Source organism: Rubrivirga sp. S365, assembly GCF_032248475.1.
GTDB classification, from domain to species: Bacteria; Bacteroidota; Rhodothermia; order Rhodothermales; family Rubricoccaceae; genus Rubrivirga; species Rubrivirga litoralis.
Window position 1 is genome coordinate 1448537 of sequence record NZ_JAVTTN010000001.1, and the last position, 14339, is coordinate 1462875.

At 73.7% G+C, this 14339-nt stretch carries 11 protein-coding genes and 1 pseudogene; 7 read left to right on the forward strand and 5 right to left on the reverse strand.

Translation table 11 applies throughout. The annotated features are described in order from the left end of the window. Positions 1 to 31: 31 nt before the first annotated feature. On the forward strand, positions 32 to 949 hold the full coding sequence (gene rnz / locus RQM47_RS06330) for a ribonuclease Z (protein ID WP_314007995.1): 918 nt from the start codon (positions 32 to 34) through the stop codon (positions 947 to 949). Positions 950 to 1081: 132 nt separating this feature from the next. On the opposite strand, the gene RQM47_RS06335 is transcribed toward rnz, so the two are convergent. Further along, positions 1082 to 1222, reverse strand: coding sequence for a hypothetical protein (locus RQM47_RS06335; RefSeq protein WP_311661948.1), 141 nt, complete (start codon positions 1220 to 1222; stop codon positions 1082 to 1084). A 677-nt stretch (positions 1223 to 1899) separates the two neighbouring features. On the opposite strand from RQM47_RS06335, the gene RQM47_RS06340 reads away from it, so the two are divergent. Together RQM47_RS06340 and RQM47_RS06345 are read left to right on the forward strand one after the other, a co-directional pair. Beyond that, entirely contained in the window at positions 1900 to 3810 is a 1911-nt protein-coding gene (locus tag RQM47_RS06340; protein ID WP_311661950.1) for an ABC transporter ATP-binding protein, read from the forward strand. Positions 3811 to 4141: 331 nt separating this feature from the next. Beyond that, complete coding sequence (locus tag RQM47_RS06345) at positions 4142 to 4471, forward strand: metalloregulator ArsR/SmtB family transcription factor (RefSeq protein WP_311661951.1); 330 nt, start codon at positions 4142 to 4144, stop codon at positions 4469 to 4471. Positions 4472 to 4511: 40 nt separating this feature from the next. Here RQM47_RS06345 and RQM47_RS06350 read toward each other — a convergent pair whose 3' ends face one another. Then, positions 4512 to 4910: a thioesterase family protein gene (locus tag RQM47_RS06350; RefSeq protein ID WP_311661952.1), complete on the reverse strand. Its 399-nt coding sequence runs from the start codon at positions 4908 to 4910 to the stop codon at positions 4512 to 4514. Between the two features lie 148 nt (positions 4911 to 5058). Between RQM47_RS06350 and RQM47_RS06355 the strand changes: the two genes are divergently transcribed. Then, positions 5059 to 5634, forward strand: a complete 576-nt coding sequence (locus RQM47_RS06355; RefSeq protein WP_314007997.1) for a hypothetical protein — start codon at positions 5059 to 5061, stop codon at positions 5632 to 5634. 24 nt (positions 5635 to 5658) lie between these two features. Here the strand turns inward: RQM47_RS06355 and RQM47_RS06360 are convergent, their stop codons facing one another. Continuing rightward, the gene (locus RQM47_RS06360; RefSeq protein ID WP_314008000.1) at positions 5659 to 7932 is read right to left on the reverse strand and encodes a TonB-dependent receptor; all 2274 of its coding nucleotides are present in this window, start codon (positions 7930 to 7932) and stop codon (positions 5659 to 5661) included. A gap of 62 nt (positions 7933 to 7994) precedes the next feature. Then, entirely contained in the window at positions 7995 to 8453 is a 459-nt protein-coding gene (locus RQM47_RS06365) for a thioredoxin family protein (protein WP_314008003.1), read from the reverse strand. A gap of 142 nt (positions 8454 to 8595) precedes the next feature. On the opposite strand from RQM47_RS06365, the gene RQM47_RS06370 reads away from it, so the two are divergent. Both RQM47_RS06370 and RQM47_RS06375 read left to right on the forward strand, forming a co-directional pair. Beyond that, a complete protein-coding gene (locus tag RQM47_RS06370; RefSeq protein ID WP_314008006.1) occupies positions 8596 to 9270 on the forward strand; it encodes a metal-dependent transcriptional regulator in 675 nt (224 codons plus the stop codon). Positions 9271 to 9344: 74 nt separating this feature from the next. Further along, positions 9345 to 10166: a ZIP family metal transporter gene (locus RQM47_RS06375; RefSeq protein WP_311661960.1), complete on the forward strand. Its 822-nt coding sequence runs from the start codon at positions 9345 to 9347 to the stop codon at positions 10164 to 10166. A 171-nt stretch (positions 10167 to 10337) separates the two neighbouring features. Here RQM47_RS06375 and ccsA read toward each other — a convergent pair whose 3' ends face one another. Beyond that, positions 10338 to 12866 (reverse strand): cytochrome c biogenesis protein CcsA, encoded by a 2529-nt coding sequence (gene ccsA / locus RQM47_RS06380; protein ID WP_311661962.1) that lies wholly within the window; start codon positions 12864 to 12866, stop codon positions 10338 to 10340. 301 nt (positions 12867 to 13167) lie between these two features. On the opposite strand from ccsA, the pseudogene RQM47_RS06385 reads away from it, so the two are divergent. Beyond that, positions 13168 to 14270 (forward strand): annotated as a pseudogene (locus tag RQM47_RS06385) (ISAs1 family transposase). The last annotated feature ends 69 nt before the right edge of the window (positions 14271 to 14339 follow it).

Sequence of the window (14339 nt, forward strand, 5' to 3'; positions counted from 1 at the left end):
TTGACGCCCCGCCGCTCTCCGCCCCGCCCCCATGTTCCACGTCGTCCCGCTCGGGACCGGCTCCGCGCTCCCCACCAAGACCCGCCACCTCGCCGGGACCGTCGTCCGCCGCGAGGGGCGGAGCGTCCTGTTCGACTGCGGCGAGGGGAGCCAGCTCCAGCTCGTCCGCGGCGACCTCACGCGGGGCCGGCTCGACGCCGTGTGCATCACGCACCTCCACGGCGACCACTTTTTCGGGCTCCCCGGCCTCCTCACCACGCTGGCGCTCCTGGAGCGCGAGGACCCGCTGACGATCGTCGGGCCGCCCGGGCTCGCGTCCATCCTGGGCGCCATCCCCGGGTTCGGCGACGGCGGCCCCTACGAGATCCGCTACGTCGAACTGGAGGAGGGTTTCGAGCACGCCGTCGTGTACGAGGACGAGCACGTGACGATCGAGGCGCGGCCGCTCGAGCACCGCGTGTTCTGCGCCGGCTTCCGGTACGAGGAAAAGGAGCGGCCGGGGTCGATCGACGGCGAGGGCGCCCGCGCGGCCGGCGTCACCGAGGGGTGGCAGTACGAGGCCCTCAAACGCGGCGAGACCGTCGACCTGGAGGGCGGGGGCACACTCGCGCCGGACGGGCTCGTCGGGCCGCCCAAGCCGGGCGCCGCCTTCGCCTACGTCCTCGACACGGTCCCCTGCGACGGCGGCCGCGCCCTCGCCGACCGCGCCGACCTCCTCATGCACGAGGCCACGTTCACCGACGAGCACGCCGAGCGGGCCGCCGACGTCGGCCACTCGACGGCGCGGCAGGCGGCCGAGGTCGCCCGCGACGCACACGCGGGGCGGCTCCTCATCACGCACTTTTCGGCCCGCTACACCGACGCCGCCCCGCTCGTGGCCGAGGCTCGCGAGGTGTTCGAGAACGCGGACGCGGCCGAGGAACTGGAGCGGTACGAGGTCCGGCGGTAGCCGCCCCACCCGTAGTCCGGCGACCCGCTCGCGTGGGGGCGGGGCGGCTCCGGTCGGGCCGCTTCACCACCCCGCCCGCGCGGGCGGGGCGGCTCAGTCCTGGAGCGCCCACCGCACGAACGCCTCGACCCGTCAGGTCGGCGCAGCCAAGTCGCCCAGGTGGTCCGCCACGATGGCCCGGACGATGGGCAGGCTGACGGCCTGGTTGGCTGCGCCGTCCCCTCCGGGGGTGTCGTGGACGGCCACGTTGCGGAACCCGACCATCCGCTGCATCCGGTCCCCGAGCGGGGCGGGGAGACTGCCGGCCTTGACGAGGAGGCGGACCCCGAAGGGACGGCGTTAGCCAAGGCGTCGCGGCTGGTCTGCGGCACGCCCGCCCCGCCCATGCGGGCGCGGCGCATGGCGAGGTCGATGGCCGCCTGGCACGCCCGCTGAAGGTTGAGCACGACCGCGCCCTGCCGCGTCTGGTCCGCGAGCCCAGGATCGGCGGCGGCCTCCTCGCGCAGCCCCGCCCCGCCCGCGCGCGAGCCGAACAGGTAGACGGCCTGCGCGCTGGGCACGCGGTCGAGGAGGGGGCGGAGGTCGGGCGGGGCCACGGCGCGAGGTAGGGCGACCGGCCGCCCCGCCCCCGGCCGGGCGGGGCGCCACGCGCCTCGTTCAGCGGCAGAGTGCCTCGTGCGCGGAGTCGGAGCTGGGCGCTCGATTCGACAACCACCCCTGACCGCTCCTGGCTGCGCTGACCTGGCGGTTGACCAGGAGGGGAACTCCTCGCTCCGCTCGGCCTGAACCCCGGTCACGCATGAAGACCGTCTGACTCTGCCCGAGGCGTCCGCCTGTGGGCGGGGCGGGGCGGGCTCTTTTCGCTGTGTCGGACCGCCCCGCCCGAGCCCGTCGCTCGCGGGCGGGGTGGGGCAGGAACCGCGGCGCGGCGGGGCGGGGTACCGTGCCCCGTGGCAGAGGACGCACCCGACACCAACCAACGGCCGCCCCGCCGGCTCGCCCGCCGGCTCGGGGCGCTCCTGTGGCCGTACCGCTGGCAAGTCGCCGGCGCGCTCGCGCTGACGCTCGCCGTCGCCTTCCTGGGGCCGCTCCGCCCGCGGCTCGTCCAGATCGCCGTCGACGACCACATCACGACCGGCGACCTGCCCGGCCTCTTCCGCGTCGTCGCGCTCATCGGGCTCGTGCTGCTCGGCGAGGGGGTCGCGTCGTTCGCGCTCACCTACCTCACGCAGTGGGTCGGGCAGCACGCGCTCTACGACCTCCGCACGCGCGTTTTCCGGTTCGTCGAGCGCCAGCGGCTCGCGTTCTTCGACAAGACGCCCATCGGCACGCTCATCACGCGGGCCACGTCCGACATCGAGGCGCTCGCCGACCTCCTCTCGGCCGGGGCGGTGACCATGATCGGGGACCTCGGGCGGCTCCTGTTCATCGGCTACTTCATGCTGTCGCTGAACCTGGAGCTGGGGCTCGTGGCGCTCCTCGCGCTCCCGCCGATGGTGCTCGCGACCGAGGTGTTCCGGCGCAAGATGCGGCGGGCCTACCGCGAGACGCGCAAGCAGGTCGGCCGGCTCAACGCGTTCCTCCAGGAGCACGTCTCGGGCATGTCGGTCGTCCAGATCTTCGGGCGCGAGGGCGAGGAGCAGCGCCGGTTCGAGGACGTCAACGCGGCCCACCGCGACGCCCACGTCCAGACGGTCTACTACTACGCCCTGTTCTACCCCGTCGTCGACCTCATCGCGTCGGTCGCGCTCGGGCTCGTGGTCTGGTTCGGGGGGACCGAGGCCATGCGCGAGGCGGTCACGGTCGGGACGCTCATCGCGTTCGTCCAGTACGTCCGCATGTTCTTCGAGCCGGTCCGCAACCTGTCGGACCAGCTCAACTCGATCCAGGCCGCCTTCGCCGCGTCCGAGCGCGTGTTCGACCTCCTCGACGACGACCAGTCGCTGGCCGCCCCGCCCCGCCCCGCCCACTTCGACGGCGGCCGCGCCCGCGGCCGGATCGCCTTCGAGGACGTGTGGTTCGCCTACGAGCGCCTGCCGGAGGCGGAGAGGGATGGGGAGGGATCGGGGATCGAGAGGGATGGGCAGACGAGGGGCGGGGCGGCCGGCGGCGAGGACTCTGCTCATCCCTCCTCATCCCCTCATCCCCCATCCCTCCCGGACTGGAACTGGGTCCTGCGCGGCGTCTCGTTCGTGGCCGAGCCCGGCGAGACGCTCGCGCTCGTCGGGGCGACGGGCTCGGGGAAGTCGACCATCCTCTCGCTGCTGCTCCGGTTCTACGAGCCCCAGCGCGGGCGCGTGACCATCGACGGGATCGACGTGAAGGACCTCCCGCTCGACGAGCTCCGCCGGCAGGTCGGGCTCGTGCTCCAGGACGTGTTCCTGTTCTCGGGCTCCATCGAGGAGAACGTGACGCTGGGCGCCGACGTCCCGCGCGAGCGCGTGGTCGGGGCCGCCGAGCTCGTCGGCGCCGACCGCTTTATCGACCGGCTCCCCGACGGCTACGCCTCCGACGTCGGCGAGCGGGGCGGGACGCTGTCGCTCGGGCAGCGCCAGCTCTTGTCGTTCGTCCGCACGCTGCTCTACGACCCGGCCGTCCTCGTCCTCGACGAGGCCACGTCGTCGGTCGACACCGAGACCGAGGAGGCCGTGCAGCGCGCGGTCGACGTGCTCATGGACGGGCGGACGGCGCTCGTCGTCGCGCACCGGCTCTCGACGGTCCAGGACGCCCAGACCATCCTCGTGCTCCACAAGGGCGAGGTCCGCGAACGGGGCAGTCACCAGGCGCTCTTGGCCCAGGGCGGCCTCTACCGCCGGCTCTACGAGCTCCAGTACGCCGACCAGGAACGGGCCGCGGCCTGACCGCCCCGCCCGCGCGGCAAAGCGGGGGCGGGGTGGTGCCTCCCGGCCGCCCCGCTCTCGTCCCGCCCTGCAACGGTGCGACGTGGGGCGGGGCGGCTTGACAAGGAGCCAGAGGCGTCGTACCATTCATCGTCGATCGACGATAAACCTGTTCCACCAACCCCCGAGACCGATGAAGACCAACGCCTGCTGCGACTGCGACTGCTGCAACGACGGGTGCTGCTGCGGCAGCGCCTGCGACTGCGGCTGCTAGCCGCCTCGCCCGCGAACCGGGCGGGGTGGCGCGGCTTCGGCCCGACCGCCCCGCCCCTTTTTTTTGCCCTCCCCGCCCATGACCGCCACCGTTTCCGCCGCCGCCACAGACGCTGACCTCGCCCGCTGGGCCAAGGCCCTCGGCCACCCCGCCCGGCTCGCCATCCTCCGCACGCTCGGCGCGCAGGGGACGTGCGTGTGCGGCGAGGTGGTCGAAGTCGTCGGGCTCGCGCAGTCGACGGTCTCGCAGCACCTCAAGGTGCTCCGCGAGGCCGGGCTCGTGCGCGGCACGCCCGACGGCACGCGCTCGTGCTACTGCCTCGACGGGGGCGGGGTGGCCGCGGCGTCCGCCGCCCTCGGCGGCCTCCTGGACGGGCTCCACGCGTGCTGCGACGGCGCCTGCTGCTGAAGCGCCCCGTTCGGGGGCTACGCGTCGGCCGCGTGCTGTCTCAGGACGCTGGCGCCTCGGCGGCCTCGCGGAGCGGGGCAGGGAGGGCCGTCGACGCGCCCGTCTGCGTGTTGACCCAGACGAGCGTGCCCTCGCCCTCGGCGTACGTCGTGTCCTCGTCGCCCTCGACCGAGATGGCGTAGGTGAAGGGGAGTGACGACCGGCCGGGCGTGCCGAGCGTGGTCCGCACGACGGCCGTGGCCGGGTAGTGGATGGGGCGCCGGAACTGGAGCGAGACGGCGGCGAGGACGGGGCCGGCGTCGTCCCAGTCGCCCGCGCCGACGTCGGCGAGCATCTCGATCCGGGCCTGCTCGCAGAGCGTGAGGTAGGTCGCGTTGTTGAGGTGGCCGAGGGCGTCGAGGTCGCCCCAGCGGATGGGGATGCGGGTGGTGTGGGTCACGAGCGAAGAGTCGGGAGGGAGAGCACGGCCCGCCCGTCGACCGGGTGCGGATCCGAAGAGTGGACCCGGAGAGCGGGGCGGGGCGTGCTGGCACCGGGCGCCCCGGCCCGAGTTCCCCCACCGCTGCCCCTGACCCCCCACCCCGCCCATGTCTCCGACCTCATTCGCAAGGCGACCGCTCGCCGCCGTCTCCGGGTGCGGCCGGCTCGGAGCGGCCGGGGGCATCCAGACCCAGGAGGCCGTCCGCGCCTCGCAGCCGATCGGGCACCGGGCAGTATCCCTGCCAAGCCCCGAGCGTCGTGCCGGAGCCCCGGCTTTGCACGCTCGGCGTGGCGCCGCTGGACGCCGCCTGCTGAGCCGCCCCGCCCGCGCCGGCCGCCTCCCGCCCCGCCCCCGCCGAGGGCGGGGCGGTCGCTTTCTGTGGGCGGGGTGGCTCGGCGTGCTCCTCGCCGTCGCCGCGTGTGCCGAGCCCGCCCCGCCCACGCTCACTGTCCGCGGCGTCTACGTCGGGCCGCAGTTCGAGGGGCAGGCCGCGCTCGTCGACCACGAGACGATCCCGGGGCGGATGGACGCCATGCAGATGGGGATGCGCGTCGAGGAGCCGGGCGCCTTCGACGGGATCGCGCCGGGGACGCCGGTCCGCCTCACGCTCGACAGCGCTTCGCTCGCCATCGTCGCCGCCGAGTTGCTTCCGGCCGGGACGCCTCTCGACCTGGCCCCGTGAGCGACATCGGCGCGGGCGGGGCGGCTAGGGCAGCGTAAAGCGGACGCCGGCCCCGAAGTGCCGGCCCTCGATGGGGCCGTAGACGTAGGCCGTGTCGAACGTGGGGCCAAACCCGGGCACGCCCTCGTAGAACCCGATGAGCGGGCTCGACTGCTTGTAGTCGAACGCGTTCTCGATGGCGAGGTAGAGCTGGGCCATCCGCCCGCCGAACCGGAGGTCCTTCGTGAGCTGGACGTTGTGGACGGTGTAGACCGGCGACTCCGACAGGAGCGGGGCGCCCGTCGCCGCCTGGTAGGCGGCCGCGACGTCGGCGCCGTACGGGGGCAGCGCCATCGGCCCGTTCAGCCGCGCCGAGTAGTCGAGGACCACCCCGCCCGGAGCCTCCCACGTGACGCCCGCCATGCCCTGGTAGTCGGGCGCGAACTCGAGCGGGCGCGTCTCGCCGTCCTGCTCCACGAACACGTCGAGGACCGTGGCGCCGACGGTGTAGCGGAGGGCGCGGCTCAGCGAGCCCTGGACCTGGAGCGCGACGCCGCGCGTGGTCGCGCCGCCGTCGAGGTTGGCGTAGCGGATCTCGCCCGGGACCGAGTAGTCGGGCTCGATCTTGTTCGAGAACCGGGTCCAGAAGGCGTCGACGTCGATCGTCACCGGGCTCTGCGAGCCCAGGATCTGCTGGAGGCTGGCCGTCGTGCTCACGCTCCGCTCCGGCTCCAGGTCCTCCAGGATGAGCGTGGCCCGGCCGCCCGTGTACGCCGCGTGGTCCTCGGTGAACAGGTTGACGACGCGGAAGCCGGTGCCCACGTTGAGCCGGGCCGTCGTGGCCTCGGCCGGCCGCCACTTGACGGCGGCCCGCGGGCTCGGGATGACGCCGTAGCCCGGCTGGACATCGGCGCGGAGGCCGCCGAGCAGGCGGAGTTTTTCGTTTACGCGCCAGTCGTCTTGGACGAACACGCCCGGCACGACGCGCGTGTCGGGGCGGTTCTCGACGAGCGCGCCGGCGGCGTCGTAGACGCCGGTCGCGGCCGAGCCGTCGTCGTAGCGGATGGCGCGGAGGGCGGCGCCGGCGAGCAGGTTGTGGCCGTCGAGCGCGGTGCCCTCGGTGGGCGGCGTCCAGACGAGCTGGCCGAACCCGTCGGCCTGGGTCGCGGCGTAGGGCACGTCGCCGTAGTACGAGTCCTGGTCGTGGAGCGCGCCCGAGGCCCGGACCGTGAGGTCGGGCCGGGGCACCCACGTGCCGATAAGCTCGGCGCGGCGCGTGACGATCGACTCGCCGTAGACCCGGTCCGAGCCGCGCAGGCCGGAGACGTCGTCGAGGAACGGCTCGACGCCGGCCGCGCGGTCCTCGACGTACGCCTTGGCGACGAGGCTCGCCCGCTCGAACCCGCGCTCGTCCTGGCGCGTGGCCTTGCCGAAGAGGGCGACCCGCGTCTCGAACGGGCGGTCGGAAAAGCCGTCGCCGTTGTTGTCGTGGTAGTCGGCGACGTGGAAGAGCGTGCCGCTCACGAGCGCGCTCGTGCGGCCCCGGAGCGGGACGGCCGCGAACTCGGCCGCCATCTCGGCGTGCGTCGTCGAGAACACGTTCGTCGAGAGCGTCGGGGCCGTCGCCGGCTCCTTCGTGATGATGTTGATGACGCCGCCGAGCGCCTCGGACCCGTAGAGCGTCGACATCGGCCCCTTGACGACCTCGACCTGCTTGATGAGCATGGGCGAGATCCCGTTGAGCCCGTAGACCGTCGCCAGGCTGGACATGACCGGCATGCCGTCGATGAGCACGGCCGTGTTCGGCCCGTCGATGCCGTTGATGCGGATGTTGTTCGTGTAGCACACGCCGCAGTCGATCTGCTGGGTTAGCCCGTTCACGCGCTCGACGGCGTCCATGACGTTGGCCGACGGCGTGGTCTCGAGGAACCGGGCCGGCACGACCTCGACCTTGACCGGCGAGTCGCGGACGGCCATCTGCTCGAGCGTCCCCGTGACCACGACGGCGCCGGCCTCGTAGGTCGCCGCGTCGAGCGCGACGTCGAGGCGGACCGTCTCGCCCGCTCCGGCCGTCACCCTGCGCTGGGCCGGCGCGTAGCCGACGGCCGAGACCGAAACGGTGAACGTGCCCGGGCCGGGGAGCCGGAGCCGGAACCGGCCCTCGGCGTCGGCGGCCACCCCGCCCGGCGCGCCGACGAGGCGGACGGTCGCGAGCGGGACGGAGGCGCTGTCGGACGTGACGGTCCCCTCGACGGTCTGGGCCGCGGCGGAGGAGCCCAAGAGGGCGGCGAGGGCGAGGGCGTAGAAAACGCGGGGCATGGGCGGGGCGGAGAACACGTAGAGCAGGAGGCGACCGAGGGCGGGGCGGCAGGCAGGCGGCCTCACCTCCTCGTTTCGCCTTCGGGCGGGGCGGGCGCCGCCGCGGCGAGCGCGGTGTCGAGGATGGGGAGCAGGCCGCTAGAGGGCAAGAACCCGAACTGACGTCCGAGGACGGTCCCGTCGGGGGCGAGGAACACGAGCGTCGGCGTGGCCTCGGCGCCGTAGTGCGCGGCCCACTCGGCCTCGCTCAGCCGCCACGCGTCCACGCGGTGCTGGCGGTCGCGGTCGTCGACCGTGAGGCGCGCGCGGGTAAAGCGCCGCAGTCGGTCCTGCACGGCGGGGTCCGCGAACGTCTCGCGTTCGAGCCGCCGGCACGGCCCGCACCACGCGGCCTGCACGTAGACGAGGGCGGGGCGGTCCTGGGCCTCGGCGGCTTCCAAGGCCGCGGGCAGCGGCGCCCACTCGACCTGCGCGAGCGCGGGCGGGGCGGCGAGCGTGAGCAGGAGGGCGACGAGGCGCATGAGCGGGGCGGCGAAAGATTTAGGCCAACCTAAAACAGCAGGCTGATTTCGGCAAGCCTAAAATCTTCACCGTCCCGCCCCGCACCCGCACCGACCTTCCCGCGTTGACTCTGGGCCGCCCCGCCCTCTGGCCCCCGCTCTCATGTCGCACACGCCCGCCGTCGAGGACTACCTCAAGTCGATCTACGCCCTCGGCCGCTCGGGCGAGGCGGCCACGACGAGCGCCCTGGCCGACCGGCTCGGCGTGTCGCCGGCGTCGGTGACGGGGATGCTGAAAAAGCTGGCGGCCTCGGGCCTCGTAGCCCACGAGAAGTACCAGGGCGCGCGGCTGACCGAGGCGGGGCGGCTCGTGGCCGTCGAGACGATCCGCCACCACCGGCTCGTCGAGACCTACCTCCACCAGGCGCTGGGCGTCCCGTGGGACCGGCTCCACGACGAGGCCGAGGCGTGGGAGCACGTGCTCTCCGAGGACCTCGAAGAGCGGATGGACGCCGCGCTCGGGCACCCGACGCACGACCCGCACGGGGCGCCGATCCCCTCGCCCGACCTCGTGCTCTCGGAGCGCGACCTGCTCCCGCTCGCGCGCCTCGAGCCCGGGCAGGCGGCGACCGTCGCGCGCGTGAGCGACCACGACGCCGACCTGCTCCGCGCCGTGGGCGGGGCGGGCCTCTACCCCGGCACCCGGTTCCGCCTGGACGCCGTCGGCGACGACGGGGCCGTCGTGCTCCACCTGCTCTCGGGCGACCGCGCCGGCGAGACCGTCTCGCTGGGCGCCGCCGCCCCGCCCTTCCTCTTCCTCGACGACGTGGGCGAGTAGCAGGCGACGGGCGGGAGACCGCCCCGCCCGAGCCAACGAGGCGTCGTTGGCCCCCCCACTCCTATCTCCTCTCAATGGATACTGCTTACGACCTCGTCCGCGACCTCCCGCCGTGGCAGCAGGCGCTCTACGGCGGCCTGTTCACCTGGGGCATGACGGCGGCCGGCGCCGCCCTCGTGTTCGTCACGCGGACGGTGAACCGGGCGCTCCTGGCCGGGATGCTCGGGTTCGCCGCCGGCGTGATGACGGCGGCCAGCTTCTGGAGCCTGCTCGCGCCCGCCATCGACATGGCCGAGGCGCAGGGGATGATCCCGTGGGTCCCGGCCGTCGTCGGGTTCCTCGCGGGCGGGGCGGTGCTCCGGCTCGCTGACGCCGTGCTCCCGCACCTCCACGGCATGCGCGGCGAGACCGAAGGGGTCCCGAGCACGTGGCGCCGCTCGACGCTCCTCGTCACGGCCATCACGCTCCACAACGTGCCCGAGGGGCTGGCCGTCGGCGTCGCGTTCGGGGCGGCGGCGGCGGGCATCGATGGGGGCGCCACGCTCGCCGGGGCCGTCGCGCTGGCGATCGGGATCGGGCTCCAGAACTTCCCCGAGGGCGTCGCCGTCTCGATGCCGCTCCGGGGCGACGGGATGGGCCGCGGTCGGGCGTTCTGGTACGGCCAGCTCTCGGGCGTCGTCGAGCCGGTGTCAGCGGTCCTGGGCGCGCTCGCGGTCCTGGCCGTCCGCCCGCTGCTTCCCTACGCGCTCGCGTTCGCGGCCGGCGCCATGATCTTCGTCGTCATCGAGGAGCTGGTCCCCGAGAGCCAGGCGGAGGAGCGCTATGGCGACCTCGCGACGATGGCGGCCCTCGGCGGCTTCGCCGTCATGATGACGCTCGACGTGGCGCTCGGCTGACCGTGCAAGGGTGAGGTGGAGGCGGCCGCCCCGCGACGCTGGTCGGAACCACCCCACTCGGTGTCAGCCCTCCGCCGAGAGGACGCAGGGGCGGGGCGGCAGGCCGCTCACGCCCGTCGACCCGGTGCGGAGACGTCCGCCCCGCCCACAGCGCGCGGGCGGGGCGGCGCCCTACCGCCGGGCCTCGCCCAGCCGGCGCCGGAACGACACGGCGAACCCCAACCCGAGGAGCCCCGTCCCGATCCAGAGCAGCGAGATGAACGGCTTCTCGTACGCCTGCACCACGACCCACTCCTCAGTCGCCAGGTGCGCGCCGTCGAACATGAGCCGGATCGAGCCGTCGTCGACCTGCATGCCCACGAAGGCGACGCCGAGCCCCCAGTCGGTCGCCCGGTTCTGGACGTACTCCTGCATGCCGTCCGTCGTGATGACGTAGACCGGGAAGAGCGCGCGCGTCTCGCCCGTCGTCTCGTTGGTCACGTCGAGGCGGACGGCGACGGCGAGGTCGACCGCGTCGCGGTCGAGCCCGGCCGCGTCGGCGTCCACGTCGAGCTCGTAGTTCGTAAACCGAACCGTGTAGGCGTGCTCGTTGCCCGCGGTCGCCAGGCGGACCGAGTCGCCGGGCGCCAGCGTCGCCGTGGTCTCGCCCTCGGGCTGCTCGTTCATGGCCGACGGGAAGACGGCCACGTAGAGGTCGCGCGTGAACCCCTCACGGACGTCAGGGTGCTGGATCCACTGGTCGCGGCCGTCCTTGTAGACCACGTTCCGTGTCTGGAACGCGCGCCCCTGGCGGTCCACGACGTCCATGAGGTAGACCGGGCGGCCGTCCTCGTTCACGTCCTGGCCGGTGTACGTCCAGCGGTAGCCGTCGGCCGCGACCGTCCGCCCGAGCGGGACGACGACGTTCTCGCGGCTGCCCTGGATGTCGGTCCCGGCGCCGTCCGAGATCGGGTCGTTAAAGACCGACGAGGCAAAGATGCCGAGGAGCAGCACGGCGAACCCGACGTGCGAGAGCGAGCCGCCGACCATCTTCGCGTTGCCGCGCCCGACCCGGAGCATGACCGAGAGGTTGCCCCAGAGCATGAAGAAGGCCGAGAACAGCAAGAGGAGCAGCAGGATGCTCGTCCCGTGCGTCGCGAAAAAGTCTCCCACCCCGCCCGGCAGGAGCCCGGCCTCGGCCGACGCCACGCGCGGGGCCTCGACGCCCAGCCCAGGGCCGAGGTCGACCGTCTCCTGGACGAACGGGGTCGCGATGATGACGGCGACGGTGCAGGCGACGGTCGCGAGGACCGGGCGGACGAGCACGCGGTTGGCGTCCTCGACCGTCATCTTGCGCCACCAGAACAGCTGGCCCATCCCGGCCAGGAACGCCACGCCGACGGCGAGCGGGAGCGTCCACGTGTTGTAGAACGCGACGGGGACCGCGCTCGGGTTGTCGCGGAAGAGCCGGCCCAGGATCGGCGCGCTCGTGCCCAACGCGATCACCCCGCCCGCGACGGCCAGGAGCAGGGCGCCCGTGAACACGAGCGACTCGCGGCTGAGCGCCGCGGGCGGGGTGGCCGGCGCGGGCAGGTCGCGCCAGCGCCACACGAGGAGCCCGAACCCGAGCGCCCCGATCGTCCCGATCCAGAGGAGGAGCTGGTTGTAGAGCCCGAGGTCGACGAAGCTGTGGACGCTCACGTCGCCCAGGATGCCGCTCCGCGTGAGGAACGTGGAGTAGATGCAGAGCTGGAAGGCGAGGACCGTCAGCCAGAGGGCCGCCTTGTGGCCGCCGGCCGTCTTTTTCTGCACGACCATCGCGTGCAGCCCGGCGACGGCGAACAGCCACGGCACGAACGACGAGTTCTCGACGGGGTCCCACGCCCACCAGCCCCCGAACGAGAGCGTCTCGTAGGCCCACCACCCGCCCATCATGATGGCGACCCCGAGCACGCCCGACCCGGCGAGCGCCCACGGCAGGGCGGGGCGGACCCACTGCGTGTACCGCCGCCGCCACAGGCCGGCGACCGCGAACGCGAACGGGACCATGAGCAGCGTGAACCCGACGAACACCATCGGCGGGTGGATCGTCATCCACGGGTTCTGGAGCAGGTCGTTCAGGCCCTGCCCGTCGGCCGGGACGAAGCCGGCGACCTGGAGCATGGGGGCGTCGGGGAACCGCTCGGCGAGCGGCTGGAACAGGTTGGCGCCGATCGTGACGGGGCCGAGCTTGAGCCCGACGATCATCGACAGCACGAACGCCTGGCACAGCGCGACCACGGCCAGGACGGGGCCGGCGAAGAGCCGCCGCGCCTCGGCGGCCGCCCCGCCCGCCTGCGGTCCGACCGTCTCCGCCCCGCCCGCGGCGCGCGTGGACCACCGGATGAGGAGTCCGCCGACGACGGTCGTCATGATCCCCCAGAGCAGGAGCGACCCCTCCTGGCCGGCCCAGAACGCCGAGAACTTGTACCGGAACGGCATCGCCGTCGACGTCTGCTGGTAGACGTAGGCGAGGTCGAAGTGGTAGCCGAAGAGGCCCGTCCACAGCATGGCCGAGGCCACGGCGACGCCCCCGGCCATGGCCGCCCAGCTCCACCGCCCGACGCGCGCCCACGAGGCCGAGTCCGCGCGGTCGCGCGACGAGAGGGCAAAGCTGACGAGCGCGGCCAGCGAGGCGACAAACGCGACGACGAGGGCGACGTGCCCGATAGGTCCGACCATGTCTAGGCGGGGGTTCGGCGGGGCTTGAAACTACGCGGCCACCCCGCCCGGTCGTGTGCGCCGGACGTGGATTGACGGGGTGGGACGGCGCGTTTTCTGGGGACGGGCGGGGTGGTGCCGGACGGGCGGGGCGGCGCCCGCGCGTCCGCCGTGATGCCCGTCCCACCCGCGCGTGCCTGCCACCGCCCCGCCCGCGCTGCTCGGCGGGCGGGGTGGCCGGACCCTACCGCCTCTTGGAGGTTGTTTGGGACTGTACAGCATTCTCCTCCCCCCAGCGGGGCAGGGCTGGTAAGTTCTGCGCATGACCCTGCTCGACCACCTCGCGACCGTCCCCGACCCGCGCCGCCCCCAGGGGCTCCGCCACCCGCTCCACGCCATCCTCGGCGGCGCCGTCATGGCCACGATGAGCGGCCACCACGGCTACCGGCCCATCAGCCGCTTCCTCCGCGACAACGCCGACGCGCTCCGCGAGCACCTCGGCTTCAAGCGCCACGCGCTGCCGTCCCACGTCACCGTCCGGGCCGTGCTCCAGGCCGTCGACCCCGCCGCGCTCTCGGCCGCGTTCCGAGCCTGGGCCACCGACCGGCTCCCCGAGGGCGAGGTCCTCGCCCTCGACGCCAAGGCCGTCCGCTCGACCGTCTCCGGCCTCGACGCCGACGGCCACGCGACCGCCGAGCAAGACTTCGTGGCCCTCGCGTCCGCCTACGGCGTCCGCTCCGGCATCGTCGCCTCGGCGACGGCCTACCGCAACGGCGACACGAGCGAGATCGCAGCCGCCCAGGACCTCATCGCCGACCTGGCCGCCGCGCTCGACCTGACGGGGGCCACGGTGACGCTCGACGCGCTGCACTGCTCAAAAAAACACTCCGCGCCGTCCACGACGCCGGCGGCGACTGGCTCGTCAAGCTGAAGCGGAACGCGCCCCGGCTCTACGCCGAGTCCGAGGCGCAGACCTCGGGCGCGCCGCTGTCGGTGAGCGACACCACCGAACGGACGCGGGGGCGGCTCGTCCGCCGAGTCGTCGAGGTCTACGAGCCGCCCGCGTGGCAGGGCGAGTGGCCGGAGGTCGGGCGCGTGGTCCGGGTGACCCGCTCGGGCGTGCGCGACGGGGCGGTGTACGAACGGACCGGGCTCTACGTGACGAGCCGGACCGACGGGGCCGCTGTGCTCGCCGACCTCGTCCGCTCGCACTGGCACGTCGAGAACCGGCTGCACTGGTGCAAGGACGTGCTCCAGAACGAAGACGCCGGGGGCGTGCGCTCGAAGGCCGGCGCGGCGGTGCTCTCGCTGATCCGGGGCGCGACGCTGTCGGTGCTGCGTCACAACGGGGAGTGGTCGCCGACGGCGGCGCGGTCGCGACTGGCGAACCGGGTGCGCGCGATGCTCGCGATCCTCAGAACTTAACAGCCCTGCCCCAGCGGGGGGAGGTCGGGAGGGTGGGGACGATCCACCCGCCCCGCCCCGGGTCGACAT

What these genes read in the sequence shown, in the direction of transcription:
- rnz (WP_314007995.1), top strand. Translation starts at nt 32, where the DNA reads ATGTTCCACGTCGTCCCGCTCGGGACCGGCTCCGCGCTCCCCACCAAG.
- RQM47_RS06335 (WP_311661948.1), bottom strand. Translation starts at nt 1,222, where the DNA reads ATGCAGCGGATGGTCGGGTTCCGCAACGTGGCCGTCCACGACACCCCC.
- RQM47_RS06345 (WP_311661951.1), top strand. Translation starts at nt 4,142, where the DNA reads ATGACCGCCACCGTTTCCGCCGCCGCCACAGACGCTGACCTCGCCCGC.
- RQM47_RS06355 (WP_314007997.1), top strand. Translation starts at nt 5,059, where the DNA reads ATGTCTCCGACCTCATTCGCAAGGCGACCGCTCGCCGCCGTCTCCGGG.
- RQM47_RS06360 (WP_314008000.1), bottom strand. Translation starts at nt 7,932, where the DNA reads ATGCCCCGCGTTTTCTACGCCCTCGCCCTCGCCGCCCTCTTGGGCTCC.
- RQM47_RS06365 (WP_314008003.1), bottom strand. Translation starts at nt 8,453, where the DNA reads ATGCGCCTCGTCGCCCTCCTGCTCACGCTCGCCGCCCCGCCCGCGCTC.
- RQM47_RS06370 (WP_314008006.1), top strand. Translation starts at nt 8,596, where the DNA reads ATGTCGCACACGCCCGCCGTCGAGGACTACCTCAAGTCGATCTACGCC.
- RQM47_RS06375 (WP_311661960.1), top strand. Translation starts at nt 9,345, where the DNA reads ATGGATACTGCTTACGACCTCGTCCGCGACCTCCCGCCGTGGCAGCAG.
- ccsA (WP_311661962.1), bottom strand. Translation starts at nt 12,866, where the DNA reads ATGGTCGGACCTATCGGGCACGTCGCCCTCGTCGTCGCGTTTGTCGCC.